The 18404-nt window shown below is 50.6% G+C and carries 15 protein-coding genes and 2 pseudogenes; 14 read left to right on the top strand and 3 right to left on the bottom strand.

Annotated elements, in window-relative coordinates; translation table 11 throughout:
• Positions 1-98: 98 nt before the first annotated feature.
• On the top strand, positions 99-1898 hold the full coding sequence (locus E6C60_RS10880; protein WP_233280981.1) for a M28 family peptidase: 1800 nt from the start codon (positions 99-101) through the stop codon (positions 1896-1898).
• 179 nt (positions 1899-2077) lie between these two features.
• Positions 2078-2269 (top strand): annotated as a pseudogene (locus E6C60_RS21605) (S8 family serine peptidase); the annotation flags it as partial.
• Between the two features lie 68 nt (positions 2270-2337).
• Here E6C60_RS21605 and E6C60_RS10870 read toward each other — a convergent pair.
• Positions 2338-2649 carry a hypothetical protein gene (locus E6C60_RS10870; RefSeq protein ID WP_138225872.1) on the bottom strand — a complete coding sequence of 104 codons (312 nt, stop codon included), beginning with the start codon at positions 2647-2649 and terminating at the stop codon, positions 2338-2340.
• 717 nt (positions 2650-3366) lie between these two features.
• Between E6C60_RS10870 and E6C60_RS10865 the strand changes: the two genes are divergently transcribed.
• The 7 genes from E6C60_RS10865 to E6C60_RS10835 all read left to right on the top strand — a co-directional run bounded on the left by E6C60_RS10865 (position 3367) and on the right by E6C60_RS10835 (position 11022).
• A complete protein-coding gene (locus E6C60_RS10865; protein WP_138225871.1) occupies positions 3367-4821 on the top strand; it encodes a PTS mannitol transporter subunit IIBC in 1455 nt (484 codons plus the stop codon).
• Between the two features lie 59 nt (positions 4822-4880).
• Positions 4881-6935, top strand: a complete 2055-nt coding sequence (locus tag E6C60_RS10860) for a BglG family transcription antiterminator (protein WP_175415272.1) — start codon at positions 4881-4883, stop codon at positions 6933-6935.
• A gap of 16 nt (positions 6936-6951) precedes the next feature.
• A complete protein-coding gene (locus E6C60_RS10855; RefSeq protein ID WP_138225869.1) occupies positions 6952-7389 on the top strand; it encodes a PTS mannitol transporter subunit IIA in 438 nt (145 codons plus the stop codon).
• A complete protein-coding gene (locus E6C60_RS10850) occupies positions 7386-8534 on the top strand; it encodes a mannitol-1-phosphate 5-dehydrogenase (RefSeq protein WP_138225868.1) in 1149 nt (382 codons plus the stop codon). Before E6C60_RS10855 ends, E6C60_RS10850 begins: the two co-directional genes overlap by 4 nt.
• 198 nt (positions 8535-8732) lie before the next feature.
• Positions 8733-9887: a selenium metabolism membrane protein YedE/FdhT gene (yedE, locus tag E6C60_RS10845; protein ID WP_138227751.1), complete on the top strand. Its 1155-nt coding sequence runs from the start codon at positions 8733-8735 to the stop codon at positions 9885-9887.
• Positions 9877-10104, top strand: coding sequence for a sulfurtransferase-like selenium metabolism protein YedF (yedF, locus tag E6C60_RS10840; protein ID WP_138225867.1), 228 nt, complete (start codon positions 9877-9879; stop codon positions 10102-10104). Before yedE ends, yedF begins: the two co-directional genes overlap by 11 nt.
• A 108-nt stretch (positions 10105-10212) precedes the next feature.
• Positions 10213-11022, top strand: a complete 810-nt coding sequence (locus tag E6C60_RS10835; protein ID WP_138225866.1) for an undecaprenyl-diphosphate phosphatase — start codon at positions 10213-10215, stop codon at positions 11020-11022.
• A gap of 167 nt (positions 11023-11189) precedes the next feature.
• On the opposite strand, the gene E6C60_RS10830 is transcribed toward E6C60_RS10835, so the two are convergent.
• Positions 11190-12350 (bottom strand): MFS transporter, encoded by a 1161-nt coding sequence (locus E6C60_RS10830; protein ID WP_138227750.1) that lies wholly within the window; start codon positions 12348-12350, stop codon positions 11190-11192.
• 153 nt (positions 12351-12503) lie between these two features.
• On the opposite strand from E6C60_RS10830, the gene E6C60_RS10825 reads away from it, so the two are divergent.
• Together E6C60_RS10825 and E6C60_RS10820 are read left to right on the top strand one after the other, a co-directional pair.
• Positions 12504-14408: a PAS domain S-box protein gene (locus E6C60_RS10825; RefSeq protein WP_138225865.1), complete on the top strand. Its 1905-nt coding sequence runs from the start codon at positions 12504-12506 to the stop codon at positions 14406-14408.
• A 125-nt stretch (positions 14409-14533) separates the two neighbouring features.
• Positions 14534-15673, top strand: a complete 1140-nt coding sequence (locus E6C60_RS10820) for a sensor histidine kinase (protein WP_138225864.1) — start codon at positions 14534-14536, stop codon at positions 15671-15673.
• Between the two features lie 87 nt (positions 15674-15760).
• On the opposite strand, the gene E6C60_RS10815 is transcribed toward E6C60_RS10820, so the two are convergent.
• Positions 15761-16246: a pyridoxamine 5'-phosphate oxidase family protein gene (locus tag E6C60_RS10815; RefSeq protein ID WP_138225863.1), complete on the bottom strand. Its 486-nt coding sequence runs from the start codon at positions 16244-16246 to the stop codon at positions 15761-15763.
• 169 nt (positions 16247-16415) lie between these two features.
• On the opposite strand from E6C60_RS10815, the gene E6C60_RS21310 reads away from it, so the two are divergent.
• The 3 genes and pseudogenes from E6C60_RS21310 to E6C60_RS10805 all read left to right on the top strand — a co-directional run bounded on the left by E6C60_RS21310 (position 16416) and on the right by E6C60_RS10805 (position 18345).
• Complete coding sequence (locus E6C60_RS21310; RefSeq protein WP_233280980.1) at positions 16416-16535, top strand: DUF6254 family protein; 120 nt, start codon at positions 16416-16418, stop codon at positions 16533-16535.
• A 202-nt stretch (positions 16536-16737) separates the two neighbouring features.
• Positions 16738-17378, top strand: a pseudogene (locus E6C60_RS10810) (glycoside hydrolase family 11 protein).
• Positions 17379-17484: 106 nt separating this feature from the next.
• Positions 17485-18345 (top strand): formylglycine-generating enzyme family protein, encoded by an 861-nt coding sequence (locus tag E6C60_RS10805; protein WP_138225862.1) that lies wholly within the window; start codon positions 17485-17487, stop codon positions 18343-18345.
• The last annotated feature ends 59 nt before the right edge of the window (positions 18346-18404 follow it).

Raw genomic sequence — 18404 nt, 5'->3', positions numbered from 1 at the left:
TTTGGTATAATAACCTCATCATCAAATGCTAAATCTGTAATAAACAAACTAGAAATGACATCTATGGCTTTTAAATAAAAAACGAGGAGATGATGACCGTGAAGACTGTCAAAGTTCAAAACGAAGCGCTCGGCAAGCGCTCTGCAGCCGCTGTAACGACGTCCCCTTACAGGCCATGGACACCGATAGTGTTTCTTCTTTCCACGGTTCTAATCATCACCGCCGTGCTGTGGGCAGAGTCCCCGACAGCCCCTAAACCGGCCAGTGCTCCACTGGATCAGTTCTCAGCTGAACGAGCGATGAGTCATATTCAGCAGATCGCCCAAGAGCCTCACCCGAGCGGTTCTGAGGAGAACCTGAAGGTGCGCAATTATCTGGTAGAACAAATGGAGCTGCTGGGACTGAATCCGGAGCAGCACACCTTTACCTCCCGTGTTGTAACCCGGCGGATCAATGCCGAGATGGAGCTCACGAACCTGCGGGGCTTGATTCCCGGAACGGAGAACGGCAAGCCCCTGCTGCTCATGACTCATTATGACTCCGTCCCTACCGCGCCTGGTGCCAATGACGCTTCAGTAAGTGTCGGAGCCTTGCTGGAAACGGCGAGAGTCCTGCAGCAAGGACCTGCTCCACGCAATGATATCTGGATTGTGCTGACTGACGGCGAGGAGATTGGGCTTGCTGGGGCGAAGGGCTTCTTCAAGGAGCATGAGGAAGAGGATTTTGGACTGATTGCGAATTTTGAAGCCCGCGGCTCCAGAGGGGCCAGCTTTATGTTTCAGACCAGCGAGGGAAATCGCGGATTGATTGAAGAGTATGCCAAGACGGCTTCCAAGCCGGTTGGAAATTCCGTGCTCGTCGATTTGTACAAAAAAATGCCGAACGACACCGACCTTACTGTCGCGCTGGAGTACGGTCATCCCGGCATCAATTTTGCCTTTGGAGAAGGGTGGGAGGCTTACCATACACCACTAGACAATATAGATCAGGTTTCACTACATACCTTGCAGCACCACGGCGAGAATGTGCTGTCCATCGCCCGGCATTTCGGCAATCTGGACCTCTCTTCACTTGAGAATCCGGACAATCAGATCTATTTCAATCTGTTCGGCATGCTATTTCATTATCCTTCAAGCCTTGCAATCAGTATCCTTGTATTCCTGTTTCTAATGTGGCTGGGACTTGCCGTCTGGCTTCTGCGAAGCAAGCGGGCTCACTGGCGTGGAAGCTGTTGGGGAGCGGCCATTCCGTTATTCTCAGGACTGATGTCTACGGGAGTATGCTACTTGGTGTGGCTGGCAGTCCATAAGCTATGGGCAAGCTCCATGACTCAATTTACGGGAGCCGTGTACGATTCCATTCTGTACAGTCTCGTGTTCGTGCTGCTTACAGCAGCCATTCATATTGCCTGTACCCGATGGCTGCAGCCTAAATCCTCTTCGCTCGAAATGATGCTGGGGGGTTCCGTCGTTGTTCTGATCCTGCTCGCAGCGTCAACCCTATGGCTGACGGGAGCAAGCTATTTATTTGCGGTTCCGCTAGCCGGTCTGCTGCTGCTGATGGGATTGTCGGCACGAACTCAGGAGTCCGGACGTTCTGCGGCAGAGGTCTCCGTGCTAGTGATTTTCGGTTCGTCACTTCTGCCCTTGCTGCTGTTCACTTCCATTTTGCATATCGTATTTCTCATGCTCCCGCCGTCCATTCATCTTTTTAGCATGATTATTATAGCTCCGGTCTTAGCAATGATGGCGCCTGCGATCCGTATGCTGTCCTTTTCCTGGAAATGGGTCATCCCGGTTTTAACCGTTTCTGCGGTGGTGCTTCTCGGTGCTGCGTGGTCTTTAGCAGAGCCAGGTCCGGATCGGCCCGTCTATACTGAATATGATCATGCGCACTGAGCCTTTAGGGTAAGAATCGGCCTGTATCCCCGTGAATGGGATGCAGGTTTTTTTCATGGTCACAGGCTCGTCAATCATTTAGCAACACAGGAAAAGAAGTTGATTTAGTTGCACCAGACATGTTTACACGCTGGATCTTAATGATGAGATCGTTCTTTTAAAATGCCACTCCCTTTGTAACGCCTCATGTAACCGCGCTTGCAGCACTAATTAAGCAGAAGTATCCTCATTGCTCCAATAAACAAATTTCAGCAGCCTTGAGTAAGAACGCTGAAAAGCTCGGAAGTCCCAGGCAATATGGATCAGGTATTTCGGATGCACTTTTCCTCATATTAATACAGCTGTTTAAAGCCGCCACAATGTGCCATTAGAATGGCTATTGAGGCGGCTTGTTAGATAGCTCAAGCGCGAACGCTCGAATCTGATCGCTCAGTTTTGTTCAAGAGCAAGAATCGGTCTCTTTGGACTCGACAATGATTCCTCCACTTACGCCTTCGGATGAATAGCCAGCTTCTTCGCGTAATTTTTTAGCCTCAGCCTCCGACACTTCAGTCGTGACGGTCTTATAGGGAGGCGAGCATCCATCAGCAATCATTTGACGATCCGAAGATTGATTTTCTGCAGGATAAGGGTCTACCTGAGCGCTGGGTGGATAGACATATCCCTGCTCGCTTTGATCGTGTAAAAGCTGACTTGCCACCAAGCATATTCCGGTAACAATGCAGAGGAAACCGATTAAACGGTATCTCATGAAGATTCCTCCTTACTTAATATTAATATACATATTATAAAAGAATTTCATAACCGGATGTGATGAGAATTCGATTATACATGAAAAAATGAATCCTTAGTCCAGGATATTATACCTAGACCATGGATTCATCAGTTAAGCCAGCAACTTACATCGATTTTGATTCATAATAAATGGTATGAAGTCTTTCTGCTTCGTAGTCGTCAATATAATCATCAAACTATTGATCATCTTCCCACAGGTCGCCAGTCTTTTCTTCGTATCTCGGATATCCAATCAATGTTTTGCAACCTCTAACTGGTTTTGTTCCGCTATTTCGTACTGTTTTCGATGTTACGATTTGATTATGATCTTTAACATGCTGGCAGTGAAGGTTACACTACCGATTAGAGTCGTAGTACTGGTGAACGATGCGGTAGCGGTCAGTGTCATGTCGCAACCGCTGGCTCCTGGCAAGTAGGGATCATTATAGTCAATGCGGTAGGTTGTTTTTTTCATGGTCACAGGCTCGTCAATCATGCTATGCTGCTCCCTCTATTCATGGACAAAATTGTCTCATTAGTTACGCTAAAAGTTGTCAACAATATTCATGACGAAAGTGTGTTTTCATTTCATTGTGAGAGAGGTCACTTTTGATTTAACATAAATGCAAAGGGCTTACAGATTACGCAGTATGTAAGCTTATCCTGATTTCATTTGTATTGAGGAGGCTCCAAGATGGCAACATCCACAGTAAACGAAAATCAACCGCGCGGGTTGAGAGTCGGTGTTCAAAAATTTGGTCGTTTACTTAGCGGCATGATTATGCCGAATATCGGTGCATTTATTGCCTGGGGATTGATTACGGCGCTGTTTATTCCGACGGGCTGGATCCCTAATGAATATTTAGCGGTGCTGGTAGGTCCTGCAATTACGTACCTGCTGCCTTTGTTAATTGGTTACACAGGCGGGGAGATGATTCATGGCAAGCGGGGCGCGGTCATCGGCTCCATCGCTACAATTGGGGTCATTGTCGGCTCCAGTATTCCGATGTTTCTCGGCGCGATGCTTGTCGGTCCGCTGTCAGCATGGATTCTGAAGCAGTTCGACAAAGCTGTTGAAGGCAAAATTCGTGCAGGATTCGAGATGCTCGTAAATAACTTCTCGATCGGCATCATCGGCGGACTGATTATGCTGGGCACCTACTCCGGAATTGGACCGGCTGTACAAGCCCTGACAAGCCTGTTGTCCGGCGGTGTTCAGTTCCTGGTGAACGCGAATCTGCTGCCGCTGGTGAATATTATTATTGAACCGGCCAAGGTGCTGTTCCTGAACAATGCCATCAATCATGGTATACTGAGTCCAATCGCGGTGGAGGAATCCGTTCGTGCCGGCCAGTCGATCCTGTACATGCTGGAATCGAATCCGGGTCCGGGTCTCGGCGTCCTGCTGGCGTATATGCTCGTTGGCCGAGGTGCAGCGAAGCAATCGGCGCCAGGCGCGGTTGTGATTCATTTCCTGGGCGGCATTCATGAGATTTACTTTCCTTATATCCTGATGAATCCACGTTTGATCCTGGCTGTCATTGCGGGCGGTGTATCTGGTACGTTCGTATTCCAGCTGCTCGGTGCCGGACTTACAGGTCCTGCATCCCCAGGCAGCATCATCGCCTATGCGCTAGTGACACCTAAAGGCGGCTATGCTGCGATGATCGCGGGTGTGGTTGTGGCGGCTGTCGTTTCGTTCCTGCTCTCCGTGTTCTTCCTGAAGACGAGCAAGAAGCAGGAAAACGGCAATATTGAAGAAGCATCGGCCAAGCTGAAGGATATGAAGCAGGCAGGGGTAAGTGATAGCACAGCGGCTGCAACCGGTGCTGCGGAGTCCGTAGAAGAGGCGGCCCAGCATTTGAAGCGCGAAGAAGTGCGCAAGATTGTATTCGCTTGTGATGCCGGCATGGGTTCCAGTGCCATGGGAGCTTCGGTGCTTCGTAAGAAAATGCAGCAGGCTGACGTCAATGTGACCGTTGTTAATTCAGCCATTAGTGAAATCCCGGATGATGCAGATATCGTCATTACGCAAAAAACGTTGACTGATCGGGCGAAATCAAAAATTCCTGCGGCGGAGCATATCTCCATCGAAAATTTCCTGAAAAGCCCTGAATATGACAAGCTGGTGGATCGTCTTAAAGGGTAACGGATGTGTACATGCCGGTATCATACCGGCAGGGTCCGCCATACTGGAGGCGATCGTTGTTGAACAAACTGACAGCAAGGCAGCGACAGATTATTCAGCTGCTGCTAGAGCACGACGGCGAAATCACAGCATCTGCATTGGCGCTGGATCTTCGTGTGAGCGTGCGCACCATATACCGGGAAATGGAAGGGCTGGAGCCTTTCCTTTCCCGTTTTCAAATAACATTAAAGAAAAAGTCCGGCAAAGGCATTGAGCTGGAAGGAACACCGGAGGCGCGAAGCAGCCTTGCCAGTGCTCTGACTGAGAGCATGACGGCTCACTACTCTGCTGAGGAGCGAAGGCTCGTCACTTTACTGCTCTTGCTTCAGGCGAATGAGCCGCTCAAGCTGTTCGCCCTGGCGCATACCTTAAAGGTAACGCCGCAAACCATCACCCATGATTTGAACGAGCTGGAGGTTTGGCTGCACAAATTTCGGCTGGAGCTGGTACGCCGGCGGGGATATGGCGTTGAGATCGGCGGCCAGGAGGAAGACAAGCGCAAAGCCATTTGTCAGCTCGCCAAGGACCATCTTGAGCCTTCGGACTGGATCGCGGGCAGAGAGCAGCAGCCTCCACTGAAGCAGCATCTGCTGACCCTGACAGGACAGCCCTTTGTCCTGAATGCAGAGCATATTCTATGGTCCAGCAGCTCCGGGTGGGTAAACGAGCTGAGTGAACAGGCCTATACCCAGCTGATATTGTCCTTGTCTGTGTCGCTGCAAAGGATTCAGCAGGGTCAGGAGGTTGAAGCGTCACCAGCTTCCAAAGCCGGCTCATCAGCTTATATGCCGCAGGCTCAGGCGCTGGCAGATCAGCTAGCCGCGGACACCGGCCTTCCCATCAGCTCGGCAGAGGTAGAGCATATCGCATATTTGCTTCACACCCTGCAGCTAGAAGGGGCATCGCCTTATTTTATGTATACCGATCTGCATCTGCTGGAACAAATTCATCAGCTCATTAACAGGGTCGCACAGATGACAGGCTATCCGCTGCAAGGCGACAAATCGCTGCGCGAGGGATTACTGCAGCATATTGATCCCGCGCTGAAACGGATTCGTGAAGGTGCAAGCATCCGTAATCCGCTGCTGGGCTCGATTCGCAAGGATTATGGAGACCTGTTTCTCACCGTGAAGGAGGCGGTAGCAGGACTGCAGTGGGATTTGGACGTACCGGAGGAGGAAATCGGATTTTTGACGATGCATTTTGGTGCATCCTTAGAGCGTCTGCAGAAGCTCCAGCAGGAGGTACGGGCCATTCTTGTATGCAGCAGCGGCATTGGCTCGACTCAGCTGCTCGCCACGAGGCTGGAGAAGGAAATTCCTCAAATCCAGATTATACGTAACAGCTCCTGGTATGAAGCGGCCCGAATTCCGGAGGAAGAATATGATCTGATCATTTCTACGATAGACCTGCCGCTTCCTAAAGAGCGCTATATTCGCTTAAGTCCGTTGCTGAGCCGGGAAGATCTGGAGCAGCTGATGGAGTATATCAGAACCACGACGCTGCACCAGATGAATATTGCGGGTACGAACCCGGGTAATAGAAAAGAGCAGATCTTTACGGTACAGCCCATGGATGAAATGATTTCCTTGCAGCATACGCTGCAGGAAATGGTGCTGCTATTGGAGCGATTTCACAGCTACAGTCTGGATTCACAGAGCCATGAGCTGCGAGAGGTATTGATCTCCGCTTGTGCCAAGCTGTGGGAAGCGCAGCTGCTGGAGGATCCCGCTGCCGTCACCGATTTACTGCTGGAGCGGGAGCGGCAGGGCAGTCTGCTCATCCCGGACAGCTCTCTGGCCCTCTTTCATACGCGCAGTCATCATATCCAGGAGCCTGTTGTAGCTCTATTCCGTTTCCAAGCGCCTTTACCGATGGGGGACGGACACCATATGCGTGTGATGCTGCTAATGCTGGCACCGAAGGAGCTGCCGAAGGAAGCGCTGGAGGTGCTGAGCGAGATTAGTGCCATGCTGCTCCGGCCAGAGCTTGTCACTTTAATGGAGCAAGGAAGTGAGCAGGAAATCAAGCTGTTTCTGTCCACGGAGCTGCTGAGCTTTTTCAAAAATAAATGATAAAGGTGTGTTCATAATGAGTATTCTTTCCGCAGATAAAGTAGTGCTTGACGCCAAAGCCAATGATAAATATGAAGCGATTCGCATGGCCGGACAGCTGCTGGTTCAAGCCGGTCATGTTGATCCGGAGTACGTTGATCGGATGGTCGAGCGTGAAGACATCGCCTCCACCTACATGGGCAGCGGCCTGGCGATTCCGCACGGGACGAAGGAAGGCAAGGCGCTCATTCATTCTACGGGTCTTTCTGTAGTACGCTTTCCGGAAGGCGTGGACTTTGGTGGAGATGAGCCGGCATTTGTCGTGATCGGTATTGCAGGTGCAGGTGGAGACCATATGCAAATCTTGACCAATGTCGCGATGATCTTCAGCGAAGAGGAGAGCCTGGAGCATATTATGAATGCAGCAACGGCTGATGAGATCATTTCAATCTTTGAAGGAGGCTTGGAGGGATGAAGAAGGCCGTCCACTTTGGGGCGGGGAATATCGGCAGGGGCTTTATCGGTCTGCTGCTATCCCAGGCCGGGTATCAGGTTACATTTGTCGATGTGAATGACACGCTAGTGGGTGCCCTGAAAAAGGAGGGAGAGTATCCGGTCGTCCTGGCAGATGATCAGCCGCAGCAAATCATCGTCCGCGGGGTTAGCGGAATTAACAGCGCCATGGAGCCCTTTGAAGCGATTGCAGCCGCGGCGGAAGCGGACCTGATTACAACCGCGGTCGGCGTCAACGTGCTGAAGCATATTGCACCGACGATTGCGGCAGCCATATCGCAGCGGCTGGCTGAGCCTTCACCGAAGCCGCTTCATATTATTGCCTGTGAAAATGCGATCGGCGGCAGTACGCAGCTGAAAGAGCACGTAGAGCCATTGCTGGCTCGTGAAATCATTCAGAAGGCTGAAGGTCTTGTCGCCTTCCCGAACGCGGCTGTAGATCGTATTGTCCCTTTGCAGCAGCATGAAAATCCGCTGATGGTAGAGGTGGAGCCATTTTATGAGTGGGTCGTGGATGCTTCCGGCATGCTGCCAGGCTACATACCTGTAGAAGGCGTGCTGTATGTAAAGGAGCTTTCACCGTATATTGAGCGCAAGCTCTTCACCGTGAACACGGGCCACTGCTCTGCCGCATACCGAGGATACTTGAAGGGGCTGGACACGATTCAGCAGGCGATGGCCCATCAGGACATTAAAGACGAGCTGGTTCAGGTCCTGCAGGAGTCGGGAGCCGTGCTGGTAGCGAAGCACGGCTTTGACCCCAAGGAGCATGATAGCTACATCCAGAAGATTCTGGAGCGTTTTCGGAATCCGGCGCTGCAGGATGACATTGTGCGGATTGGCAGATCTCCAATTCGGAAGCTTTCCCCTAATGACCGTCTCGTCTCTCCCGCTTTACAGGCCTTTGAGCGCGGTTTACCGTATCAAGGACTAGCCAAGTCCATGGCAGCAGCACTCCGCTTTAACGCAGCCGAGGACGAAGAGGCGGTTCAAATTCAGCAAAGCCTGAGACTGCGTGGCTTGACTCCGACAATCACCGAGATTACGGGAATCCTTGAGGACCATCCCGTCCATCAGGAAATTGTGAATCAATATCATCGTTTATAATTTAGGATCAGAGGTCGTTTCCGTAAAGGAAGCGGCTTTTTTTGATTTGTCCTGCATGGAAAAAAATCTCAACCTCTTCTCCGAAAATATAGTAAAATGAATTTCTGATGAAGCATTTATAAGGAGAGAGGGAGAAGCAGCAACGTGAACAAATGGTATTATTTCGGATTTAAACATTACTGGAGTCCATATCTGGTAATGGCGCTGGCAGGAATCTTCAGTGCGCTGTACTTCGGCATTACGCATACGGTGTGGGCCGTGACCGGGGAGTTTACCCGCTTCGGAGGTCATATTCTGGAGCTCTTCGGTGTGGATGTTTCGGATTGGGCTTATTTCGGTCTCGTGAAGCTGGACGGCTCTACCTGGAGCCGGACTGACGGGTGGATCGTCTGGGGGATGTTCATCGGTGCGCTCATCAGCGTGCTTCTGAGCAGCAATTTCAAGATCCGCTTTCCTCGTCAAAAAAGACGGTACGTGCAGGCACTCGCCGGCGGCATCATTGCCGGCTTCGGTGCGCGGATGGCGCTGGGCTGCAACCTGGCTGCATTTTTTACTGGCGTACCGCAGTTTTCTCTGCACGCCTGGCTGTTCATTGTCGCTACCGCCGGAGGCACTTACCTGGGTGCGAAGCTTGTGAATATGAAATGGTGGAAAGGCAAGCCGGTCCTGCGCGCTGGCGGTACGGCTCAGCCAACCGGACAGCAAAAATCACGTCAGCCCATAGGGGGGACGGTGCTGGGCTTTTTATATCTTGGTCTCATCATTTATTTCTACGCCAGCAATCAATTTATGCTGGGCACAGCCGCGCTGTTCGGCGCCGTTTTTGGCATTCTGATCGAGCGCGGTCAGATCTGCTTTACCTCAGCATTTCGCGATCTGTGGATTAGCGGCCGGGCGACCATGACCAAGGCGATCACGCTTGGTATGGCCGTCAGCGCGATTGCCACCTTGATTATCATCTTAGTGGCAGGCTTGGACCCGGTCACGAAGCTGGCGGCACCCAGCACGCTGGTGGGGGGATTGCTGTTCGGTCTTGGCATCGTCATGGCCGGGGGCTGTGAAACCGGGATGATGTACCGGATGATGGAGGGACAGATCGTCTTTGTTCCCGTCTTTATCGGAAATATTCTGGGCGCCACGGCGCTTGCTTATTCCTGGGATCACTTGGGAGTCTATCGCTATCTGGGTGAAAGCGGAGCCCCTGTCAATCTGATTTCAGTGATGGGTCCGGCGGCGGCACTGCTCCTGACTCTGCTAGTCCTTGGTGTCTTCTACGCTATTGCAGCCGTATGGCAGCGGCATTACCGCTTCGGAAAAGGCTTTACGAAAGGAGGTGCAACCCATGTCCGTTGATTTCACACTGGATTTACGCGGCGAATCCTGTCCGTATCCCGTTATCTATACCTTAGAGGCGCTGCAGGGAATGAAGAAGGGCCAGACACTGCAGGTGATCTCGGATTGTCCGTCGGCATTTCGTAACGTGCCGGAGGAAGCCGTGAAGCATGGCTATACGATGGCTCAGGAGCCCGAGAAGCAGGGTCAGGAATTCAGCTTGTTTATTACTGTATAGTCTTCAGGAAGCCCCCATTGAACGGACCATTTGAAGTCCTAACTCTGTCTCATGTAGAATGAGAGAATCATTATTGTCGATAAGACGAAGCAGGAGGCAGAGTGTTCAATGGATGTATTGTTATGGTTAAAGTATTTATTTCTAGGAATGGTACAGGGCATTACCGAGCCCATCCCGGTATCCTCCAGTGGTCATCTGGTCATTGTGCAGGAGCTGATGGGCCTTAAGCAAGAAGGCCTGTTTTTTGAAGTGCTGACGAATACGGCATCCTTGTTTGCGATTGCTGTCATTTACAGGCAGGACATTGCGCGCCTGATCTCTTCCACTGTGAAGTTCATCCTTACGCGGGAGAAGGAGTACCGGTCCGATTTCATGTTCAGCCTGTATGTGGTGATCGGGACGATTCCGGCGGCGCTGGCCGCAGTCCTGCTCAAGAGTCAGATCGAGCAATTCTTCTCTTCTATACATACGGTTAGCATTTCACTCCTTGTTACAGGGGTCGCCTTATGGCTGATCCGAAATTTACGGGGACGAAAAAGAGACGGTGACCTTTCCGTCCGTGACGCCTTGCTTGTGGGTCTGGCCCAGGCGGTTGCTTTGATTCCAGGCATCAGCCGCTCCGGCGCTACGGTCATTTCGTCTATGGCGGTAGGGATGAAGCAGGAGACGGCCCTGCGCTTCTCATTCATGCTCTATATTCCGATCAGTGTCGGCGGGATCATTCTCAGTGTTTCCGATTTGACCCAGAACCCGGAACGAGCCTCAATGGCGGTCCCTTATGTACTCGCCTTTGCAGCTTCATTGGTAACGACCTATTTTTCCATGAAATGGCTGATGAACGTGATGGCTAAAGGAAACCTGAAGTATTTCGCCTATTACTGCTTTGCGGTCGGAATTTTGCTATTGTTTATCTTATAAAGCAAGAGAACCTCTTAAGGGTCAGCTTCTTGCTCCTTGAGTGAAAATGAAACCAAAAATAAAGACATGGCGGTGCTGGGCTAACCTCCCAGACTCTACCATGTCTTTATTTGAGTTTATGACCTCATTTTTTTTGGGGGACAGCTTCTGCTGATGAGGGCATTACTTTATATTAGAGCAGCTCTGCGTTCTTGAGATCGATATATCAGGGCCAGGAGCAAGGAGGGCAGTGTACACACAATCATACCGAGAAACGCAAACCCGGGCTGAATTTCATATAGAAACCCGCCGAACAGCGTTAATATCGCCGTACTCCAGCTTAATGCCAGCGCACCGTACATCCCTTGAGCATTCGGAATTTGCGACTGAGGAATATGGTGCGTGATGAATCGCATAAATGCATAATGACCCATGGCGAACGAGAAGGCGTGCAGGGCTTGGGAGATCGAGAACACCACCACATTCGGAAAAGCGAACACGAGCAGCCACCGCACGGTAGAGCCCATCGCCGCAAGACTCAACAGAGACCCGGCAGAGAAGCTCTGAAAATAACGGTCGGCTACCACGAAAAAAATAATCTCGGCAACCACTGCAATGTTTATGATGATCCCGATCCAGTAGGTAGGGACCTCAATATGCTGCAAATAAATATAGCCATAGCTGTAATACGAGGCATGGGCCGCCTGCAGCAGAACGACGGCAGCCAGCACGATTCCGAAATGACGAACACGGAACAGCTGCAGCATGCCGTTACGGGAGCGGTGCAGCGAGGCTCCTTCCTGCAGAGCTTCAGGGGCAGGCAGCAGACTTAGCACGGCAAATACAAACATCCCGAGGATAAGTGCCCATAAGACCACGCCGTCACCGTACGTTCCTGTAAAAAAGGTAAGCACCACACCCGCCATCACAAAGCCTGCCGAGCCAAAGGATCGGCTTCGTCCATAGTTGTTCAGCAGCTTGCGCTGAATCAGGATTCCTGCCGCACTGTCGAGCGCCGGCATAATGGTCGGGTAGAACATATGCACCAGCACCGTCGCAAGAATGAGCTCTATAAAGGATTCTGCCGGAATATAGGTGAGAATAGCCAGCAGCGTCGCGATCGACATCGCGATCCGCAGGGTATTACTGCTGTATCTGGCCGACAGCCAGGGAAACAAAAACAGAGTGGACAGCCCTCTCATGGCTAGACCCAGACTCATAATCAGGCTGGCTTCGGCTACACTCAAGCCCTTGGCTTCCATCAGCCACCCGGTCCAGAAGGGAAGAAACACTCCCCAGGTTACAAAAAAGCTTAAATACTGTCGACTCATCCAACGCTGTATGTTTATCATCTTAAACCTCCATGATTGCATAATATCACAGAGTCCCTTACAATCCTATGAGACAGGTAGATTGAAAGGACTGTTTCAGCCCTCGGATTGTTGGGTATATAGCCTATTATTTCTACCATGCGAGAGACACTGATCATGTGGAGGTCACATATGCACCGTGTTAACCTGGATAAGCCAACGCTGAATAGCCAAGTATTTGAATTCGCCTCATTCGGAATTGCACTGATGGATCATAAAGGGCTGATATTATCAGTTAACCCGGCCTTCGAACGTATGTTTGGATACCAGCAGCATGAAATGGACGGCAAGCATCTTGCCGAGTTTACATACCCGGAAGAACCTCTTCCACTTATGAACCAAATTCTCGGGCTCACCGGAAGCACAGAGACAGAGCTGCAGGTTGAGAAGCGATTTATCCACCGTAACGGCCATTTGATATGGGGCTTGTTTTCTGTGCGATTGTTTAGTGATGATCAAGGAGTCCCGATGTACTATATCGCACAGATGATTGATATTTCGAAGCAAAAAGAATCGGAGCAGCGACTGCAGGAATCGGTAGAGCGTTACACCTCTCTAAAAAAATACAATCACGACGCTGTAGTATCCTTTGACTTGAAGGGCAACATCATCAATGCGAATATTATGGCGGAGAAGCTGACCGGGTACAACGTGTCTACCGAGCTGATCGGGATGGAGCTTGCCAATCTGATTGGTCCGAGCCATGTGTACCGCATTTTAACGGAATCCTTGCATGACAGCTCCGTCGAGCAGGAAATTGATACCCTGGTGACCAAGGAAGGTCACTTTGTGGAAGTGCTTACAAGTATTGCGCCGATTTTTGTGAATGAGCAGAATATCGGGTTCTATATGATCTGCAAGGACATGTCGGAGCAGAAGCAGCTGATTATGGCCAAAGAGACCGCAGAAGCCACCAATAAGGCCAAGAGTGAGTTTCTGGCGATGATGAGTCATGAAATTCGGACACCGATGAATGGTGTCATCGGGATGACGGATATTTTGCTGGATTCTGATCTGGAGGAGGAGCACAAAGAGTACCTGCGCATCATTCGCCAGAGCGGGGAATCGCTGCTCTCCATTATTAATAACATTCTGGATTTATCGAAGATTGAAGCGGGAAAAAGCGAGCTGCATGAGCAAATCTTCGATGTCCAGCGGATCGTGAAGGAATGCCTTTCCATTGTGTCGGCTAAGGCCGAAGTGAAGAAGCTCAGGCTGTCATACTCCATCCAGCACGATGTGCCCGAGCATTTGCTCGGTGATGCGGATCGTCTAAAGCAGGTGCTGCTGAATCTGCTCGGTAACGCGGTGAAATTCACCGGGAGCGGGGAAATCTCGGTAGCGGTCTCCAAGGCTCGCCGTGGCGATGACGACATGCTCTTGTTCACGGTAGCGGATACTGGCATTGGTATTCCTCCGGATAAGCTGAAGGTAATCTTTGAGCCCTTCTCACAGATTGACAGCTTCATGATGAAGCGGCATGAGGGAACCGGACTCGGACTCTCCATCTGTCAGCGGATCGTGGAGATGATGGGCGGACAGATTTGTGCGGATAGTGATGGCAAGAGCGGCTCACGCTTTCATTTTACGTTTCCTCTAAAGGAAGGGAAGATGAAAGTCGCCAAGACTCAGGAGGAAGGTTATGACCAAGACCTGGAGCCTGCTAGAATACTTATAGTCGAGGACCATGAGATTAACAGACTTGTGCTTAGCAAAATGGTGGAGAAGATGGGCCACCGTGTCTCGGTGGCTACGAACGGACAAGAGGCGCTGCAAGCACTAACCCGTCATCCGTACGATATTGTATTCATGGACATTCATATGCCTGTGATGGACGGCTTGACTGCAACCCAGGAAATCCGTAAATCTATTCCCGAGGATAGGCAGCCGTACATTGTTGCTGTCACGGCCAATGCGCTCAAAGGGGACCGGGAGCATTGCCTGGAGGCAGGAATGAACGAGTATATTAGCAAGCCTGTGTCCCGCGACGCGATTCAAAAGGCACTACAATTCGTGAAGCAGAAGCACCTGATGTAAACACCAAGCCAATTCCTGAGCCGTACAGGAATTGGCTTTTTTTGTCGTTTTTCCAAGATCCATGTGGAAAGCTTGCAGGTTCAATGTTATGATAGGGTTTCTAGAGGCCAGTATACAGGAGGTCCATGATGAAGCAAGCCCAATCGCAAAACACGTTGATCCCGTGGGAATACCTGATCGCCAGACTGCAATATTCGGTTACGGTAGTGGATGCAAGGGATCCGATACTGCCTTTAATTTATGTCAATGAGCATTTCACGGAGCTGACCGGCTATTCGGTAGAGGAATCCGTAGGCAGCAACTGCCGCTTCCTGCAAGGACCTGAGACGGATCGCGAGACCGTGGACAAGATCAAGCAGGCCATTCAGCAGCAGAAGGCTACGAAGGTCGAGATTTTAAACTACACTAAAGCCGGCCGTAAATTCTGGAACGAGCTGAACATCGACCCTATTTTTAACGAAGCTGGAGAGTGTTTGTATTTCGTTGGTATTCAATATGATATCAGTGAGCGTAAATTCGCCGAGCAGCAGCTGCAATTAGCAATACAAATGGCGGAGTACAATGCCAGACAGCACATGGAGTTCATTGGCAAGCTTAGCCATGAGATCAGAACGCCGCTTAACGGCATCATGAATATGATTGAGCTCGCCGGGATGGATGCTTCCCCGCAGGAGCAGGAGGAATATCTGGAGCTTGCACAGCAATCTGCGGAGGTTCTCCTGAGCTTTGTAAATAACAGTATGGATATGGCCAAGCTTGGCATGGGAAAAATGAAGGTGGAAGAGGTCGAATTCAGGCCCGATCAGCTGCTGCAGCAGCTATTCAAGATCCATCAGCCGGCAGCAAGGCTTAAGCAGGTGGAGCTGTCCACAGATATTGATCCTAGCCTGCCGGAGGTGTTGATCGGGGATCCGCTTCGGTTAAGGCAGATTCTGGACAACCTGCTGAGCAATGCGATTAAATTTACACAGTCTGGACGTGTTCAGCTGCAGGCCAGGCTGGTCAAGCAGCATAACGAGTCTGCGGAGATCACATTTATCGTGCAGGATACAGGGATCGGCATACCGAAGTCCAAGATGAAGAGTCTGTTTGGGACCTTTGTCCAGGCGGACATTTCCCACTCCCGCCGCTTTGGCGGCAGCGGCCTGGGCCTGAACATTTGCAAAGAGCTCGCAGAGTTAATGGGAGGACAGATTCACGTCGAAAGTGAAGTCGATGCAGGAACCACGTTCACCGTGGAGCTGAAGTTCAAGTCCATAAACTAGTGTGAGCATCAAAACCCCAAGAGCTGCAATGTTTTGCCGCTCTTGGGGTTTCTTTTCATCTTTGAGATTGATTCTTCAGGCAACGCGTTATTTCAGGTTTACTTCCTCATTCATATCCGAAGCCTTTACATCTTGGCCAACAGCACGGCGCAGCATATACGTCATCATCTTAAATTTATTGCCGGAATCCCAGTACTCCGCCGTCTCTGCATGCACCTTGATCAGAACCAGGCTCGGATCATCATAGCTGCAGTCCAAAATTTCTTCATAGGCCTTATTCCAGAACTCCTTGATCTTCTCCGGGCTGTCGATCAGCTCGGCATTGCCACGCACCGAGACATAGGATTTGTCAGCATACGCTACATTGACCTGCTTGTTATGCAGGATTTCATGAAACTTGCTAGTATCCTTTTTGGTCAGGAACCACAGATCTCCGTCAAACTCTAATTCTTGCGTTTTCATAGGGCGGGACACGAGTCCGTTTTCAGAAATCGTTGTCAGCATCGCCGTGTCGATGTCCTTGATCAGCTTAGCGACCTTTTGAATATCCTCCGGATGTTTCGTCATACTCATGCTATAGCTCATTCCCTTCCATGTAGATGTATAGGTATATGCTTAGTATTACACGCTTGACAGAGACACAAACCATGGATTCCGGCAAGAAGGGATGGCATGAAAATGTAATCGGGGTGGAATGCTAATGGAGGTCATTTCATTTGAATCCATCAAGGAGGGTACTGTGATGTCTCAACAAAAGAGAAGAGCAGAGGCTGCCTGGAAATCACGAAAGCGGGATCAGCATCCCCACGGCAAGATCAAATCGCTGAAGGAGCTGGCTTCCGAAGCGGAAAAGATGGATTAGAATTCGTGACCGATGAGGACTGCCGCATGGTGAATGCGGCAGTCTTTGCGATGAAATGCTGAGATTTCTCAGGTAGGAGCTTTAATTTGGAACTATTTATGAATACGCTATCATTTTACAATGATTATGAAAGGAGGGAGGCGGCTAAGAATCCGGACTGCATCGAGCAGTCCATAACACACTCCAATTAAAGATGAAGGGAATGAATGTTATGAAAAAAGGCAAACGATGGGTCACCGTCATGCTGGCCGCCGCTATGAGCCTGGTGGTATTCGGTCATACGACCTATGCGGCTACAGATTACTGGCAGAACTGGACAGATGGAGGCGGTACCGTCAATGCAACGAACGGCGCTGGCGGAAATTATAGTGTTCAATGGACAAACACTGGGAACTTTGTCGTCGGCAAAGGCTGGAAGACGGGCACAGCCAATCGTGTCGTGAATTATAATGCCGGGGTCTGGGCGCATCGGGTAACGGCTATCTTACCTTGTACGGCTGGACCCGAAACTCCTTGATTGAATAATACGTCGTGGACAGCTGGGGCACCTACAGACCGACAGGCACTTATAAAGGAACTGTCACCAGCGATGGCGGCACCTATGATATTTACTCGACCATGCGGTACAATGCTCCTTCCATTGATGGCACACAAACCTTTCAGCAATACTGGAGTGTCCGTCAATCGAAGCGTCCTACCGGTAACAATGCGGCCATTACGTTCAGCAATCACGTGAATGCTTGGAAGAGTAAAGGCATGAATCTCGGAACGAGCTGGTCCTATCAGGTCATGGCCACCGAAGGCTATCAGAGCAGCGGCAGCTCTAATGTCACCGTATGGTGATGCCGGAATAGCTGCATTATAGACGGAAGGCCGTTGGCAGGATCGACGGTCTTCTTTTTTTTAGAAAGAGAAGAATGCATCAATAGAGTGGAGAAAGGAGCGTCCTATGAATCGGATCATAGGCATGGTGTGTGTGTTAAGTATGCTCCTGGTGACCTCATTTACGGAGGATCGTATGGGGGCGGCCGAGGAGCACTTTATGATATTTGTACCGGGAGGAACATTCCAGCATCCCTCGTTTTCCCAATCCGGACCTGGGCTGGAGCGAGGGGTGGAGGTGCCTTCTTTTTATATTGGCGCTTATGAAGTTACGCAGGAGGAGTGGAATGAGGTTTATGAGGATAACCCATCTGCCTTTCGCGGGAAAGGGCTGCCTGTGGAGGGAGTGAGCTGGTATGCTGCGGTTGAATACTGTAATAAAAGAAGCCTGCTGGAGGGCCTGGAGCCGTATTATGTCATCCATCCTCAAGATCAGGATTCTGAAAATTACAACCCCAATGATCCCCTCCAATGGAGCGTCACAATTCAACCTGAGGCGAATGGTTATCGCTTGCCTACTGTATTGGAGTGGGAATATGCGGCTAGCGGAGGAGCTGGAAGCCTGGGATTCAGGTATAGCGGCAGTCATAATCTCGATGAGGTAGCCTGGTATTGGCGGAATTCAGGTACCCGCTACCTGACCGGAGACTGGAGCTGGCCTCTCATCGAGAATAATAACAGTCAGACCCGGCCTGTAGGGAGCAAGCTCCCGAACGAGCTGGGCATTTATGATATGTCGGGGAATGTGCGGGAATGGGTCCAGGACTGGATGGCCGATGAGGGGACCCCGCAGGGAGTATACCGCATCGTCAAAGGTGGCGGGTGGATCGGTGATCTCGGCAGTCATTCCATTGAATTCAGAGGGAAATTCGAACCCAGTGGCTTCGGTCCGGATCAGGGCTTTCGGGTGGTCCGGAGCAGGCTGTAACGATCTTTTGCCTCCTGATTTGTTCATTTGCAGCTTGGTTGATACAATATCAATAGCGA

The sequence above is a fragment of the Paenibacillus algicola genome, assembly GCF_005577435.1.
GTDB lineage: Bacteria > Bacillota > Bacilli > Paenibacillales > Paenibacillaceae > Paenibacillus_AQ > Paenibacillus_AQ algicola.
Note: the sequence above shows the minus strand (reverse complement) of the source record. Positions and strands in the feature narration are given on the sequence as shown.

Excerpts from the sequence above, each read along its gene's own strand:
- E6C60_RS10870 (WP_138225872.1), bottom strand. The coding sequence starts at position 2,649 with ATGAGATACCGTTTAATCGGTTTCCTCTGCATTGTTACCGGAATATGC.
- E6C60_RS10865 (WP_138225871.1), top strand. The coding sequence starts at position 3,367 with ATGGCAACATCCACAGTAAACGAAAATCAACCGCGCGGGTTGAGAGTC.
- E6C60_RS10855 (WP_138225869.1), top strand. The coding sequence starts at position 6,952 with ATGAGTATTCTTTCCGCAGATAAAGTAGTGCTTGACGCCAAAGCCAAT.
- E6C60_RS10850 (WP_138225868.1), top strand. The coding sequence starts at position 7,386 with ATGAAGAAGGCCGTCCACTTTGGGGCGGGGAATATCGGCAGGGGCTTT.
- yedE (WP_138227751.1), top strand. The coding sequence starts at position 8,733 with ATGGCGCTGGCAGGAATCTTCAGTGCGCTGTACTTCGGCATTACGCAT.
- yedF (WP_138225867.1), top strand. The coding sequence starts at position 9,877 with ATGTCCGTTGATTTCACACTGGATTTACGCGGCGAATCCTGTCCGTAT.
- E6C60_RS10835 (WP_138225866.1), top strand. The coding sequence starts at position 10,213 with ATGGATGTATTGTTATGGTTAAAGTATTTATTTCTAGGAATGGTACAG.
- E6C60_RS10825 (WP_138225865.1), top strand. The coding sequence starts at position 12,504 with ATGCACCGTGTTAACCTGGATAAGCCAACGCTGAATAGCCAAGTATTT.
- E6C60_RS10820 (WP_138225864.1), top strand. The coding sequence starts at position 14,534 with ATGATGAAGCAAGCCCAATCGCAAAACACGTTGATCCCGTGGGAATAC.
- E6C60_RS10815 (WP_138225863.1), bottom strand. The coding sequence starts at position 16,246 with ATGAGTATGACGAAACATCCGGAGGATATTCAAAAGGTCGCTAAGCTG.
- E6C60_RS21310 (WP_233280980.1), top strand. The coding sequence starts at position 16,416 with ATGTCTCAACAAAAGAGAAGAGCAGAGGCTGCCTGGAAATCACGAAAG.
- E6C60_RS10805 (WP_138225862.1), top strand. The coding sequence starts at position 17,485 with ATGAATCGGATCATAGGCATGGTGTGTGTGTTAAGTATGCTCCTGGTG.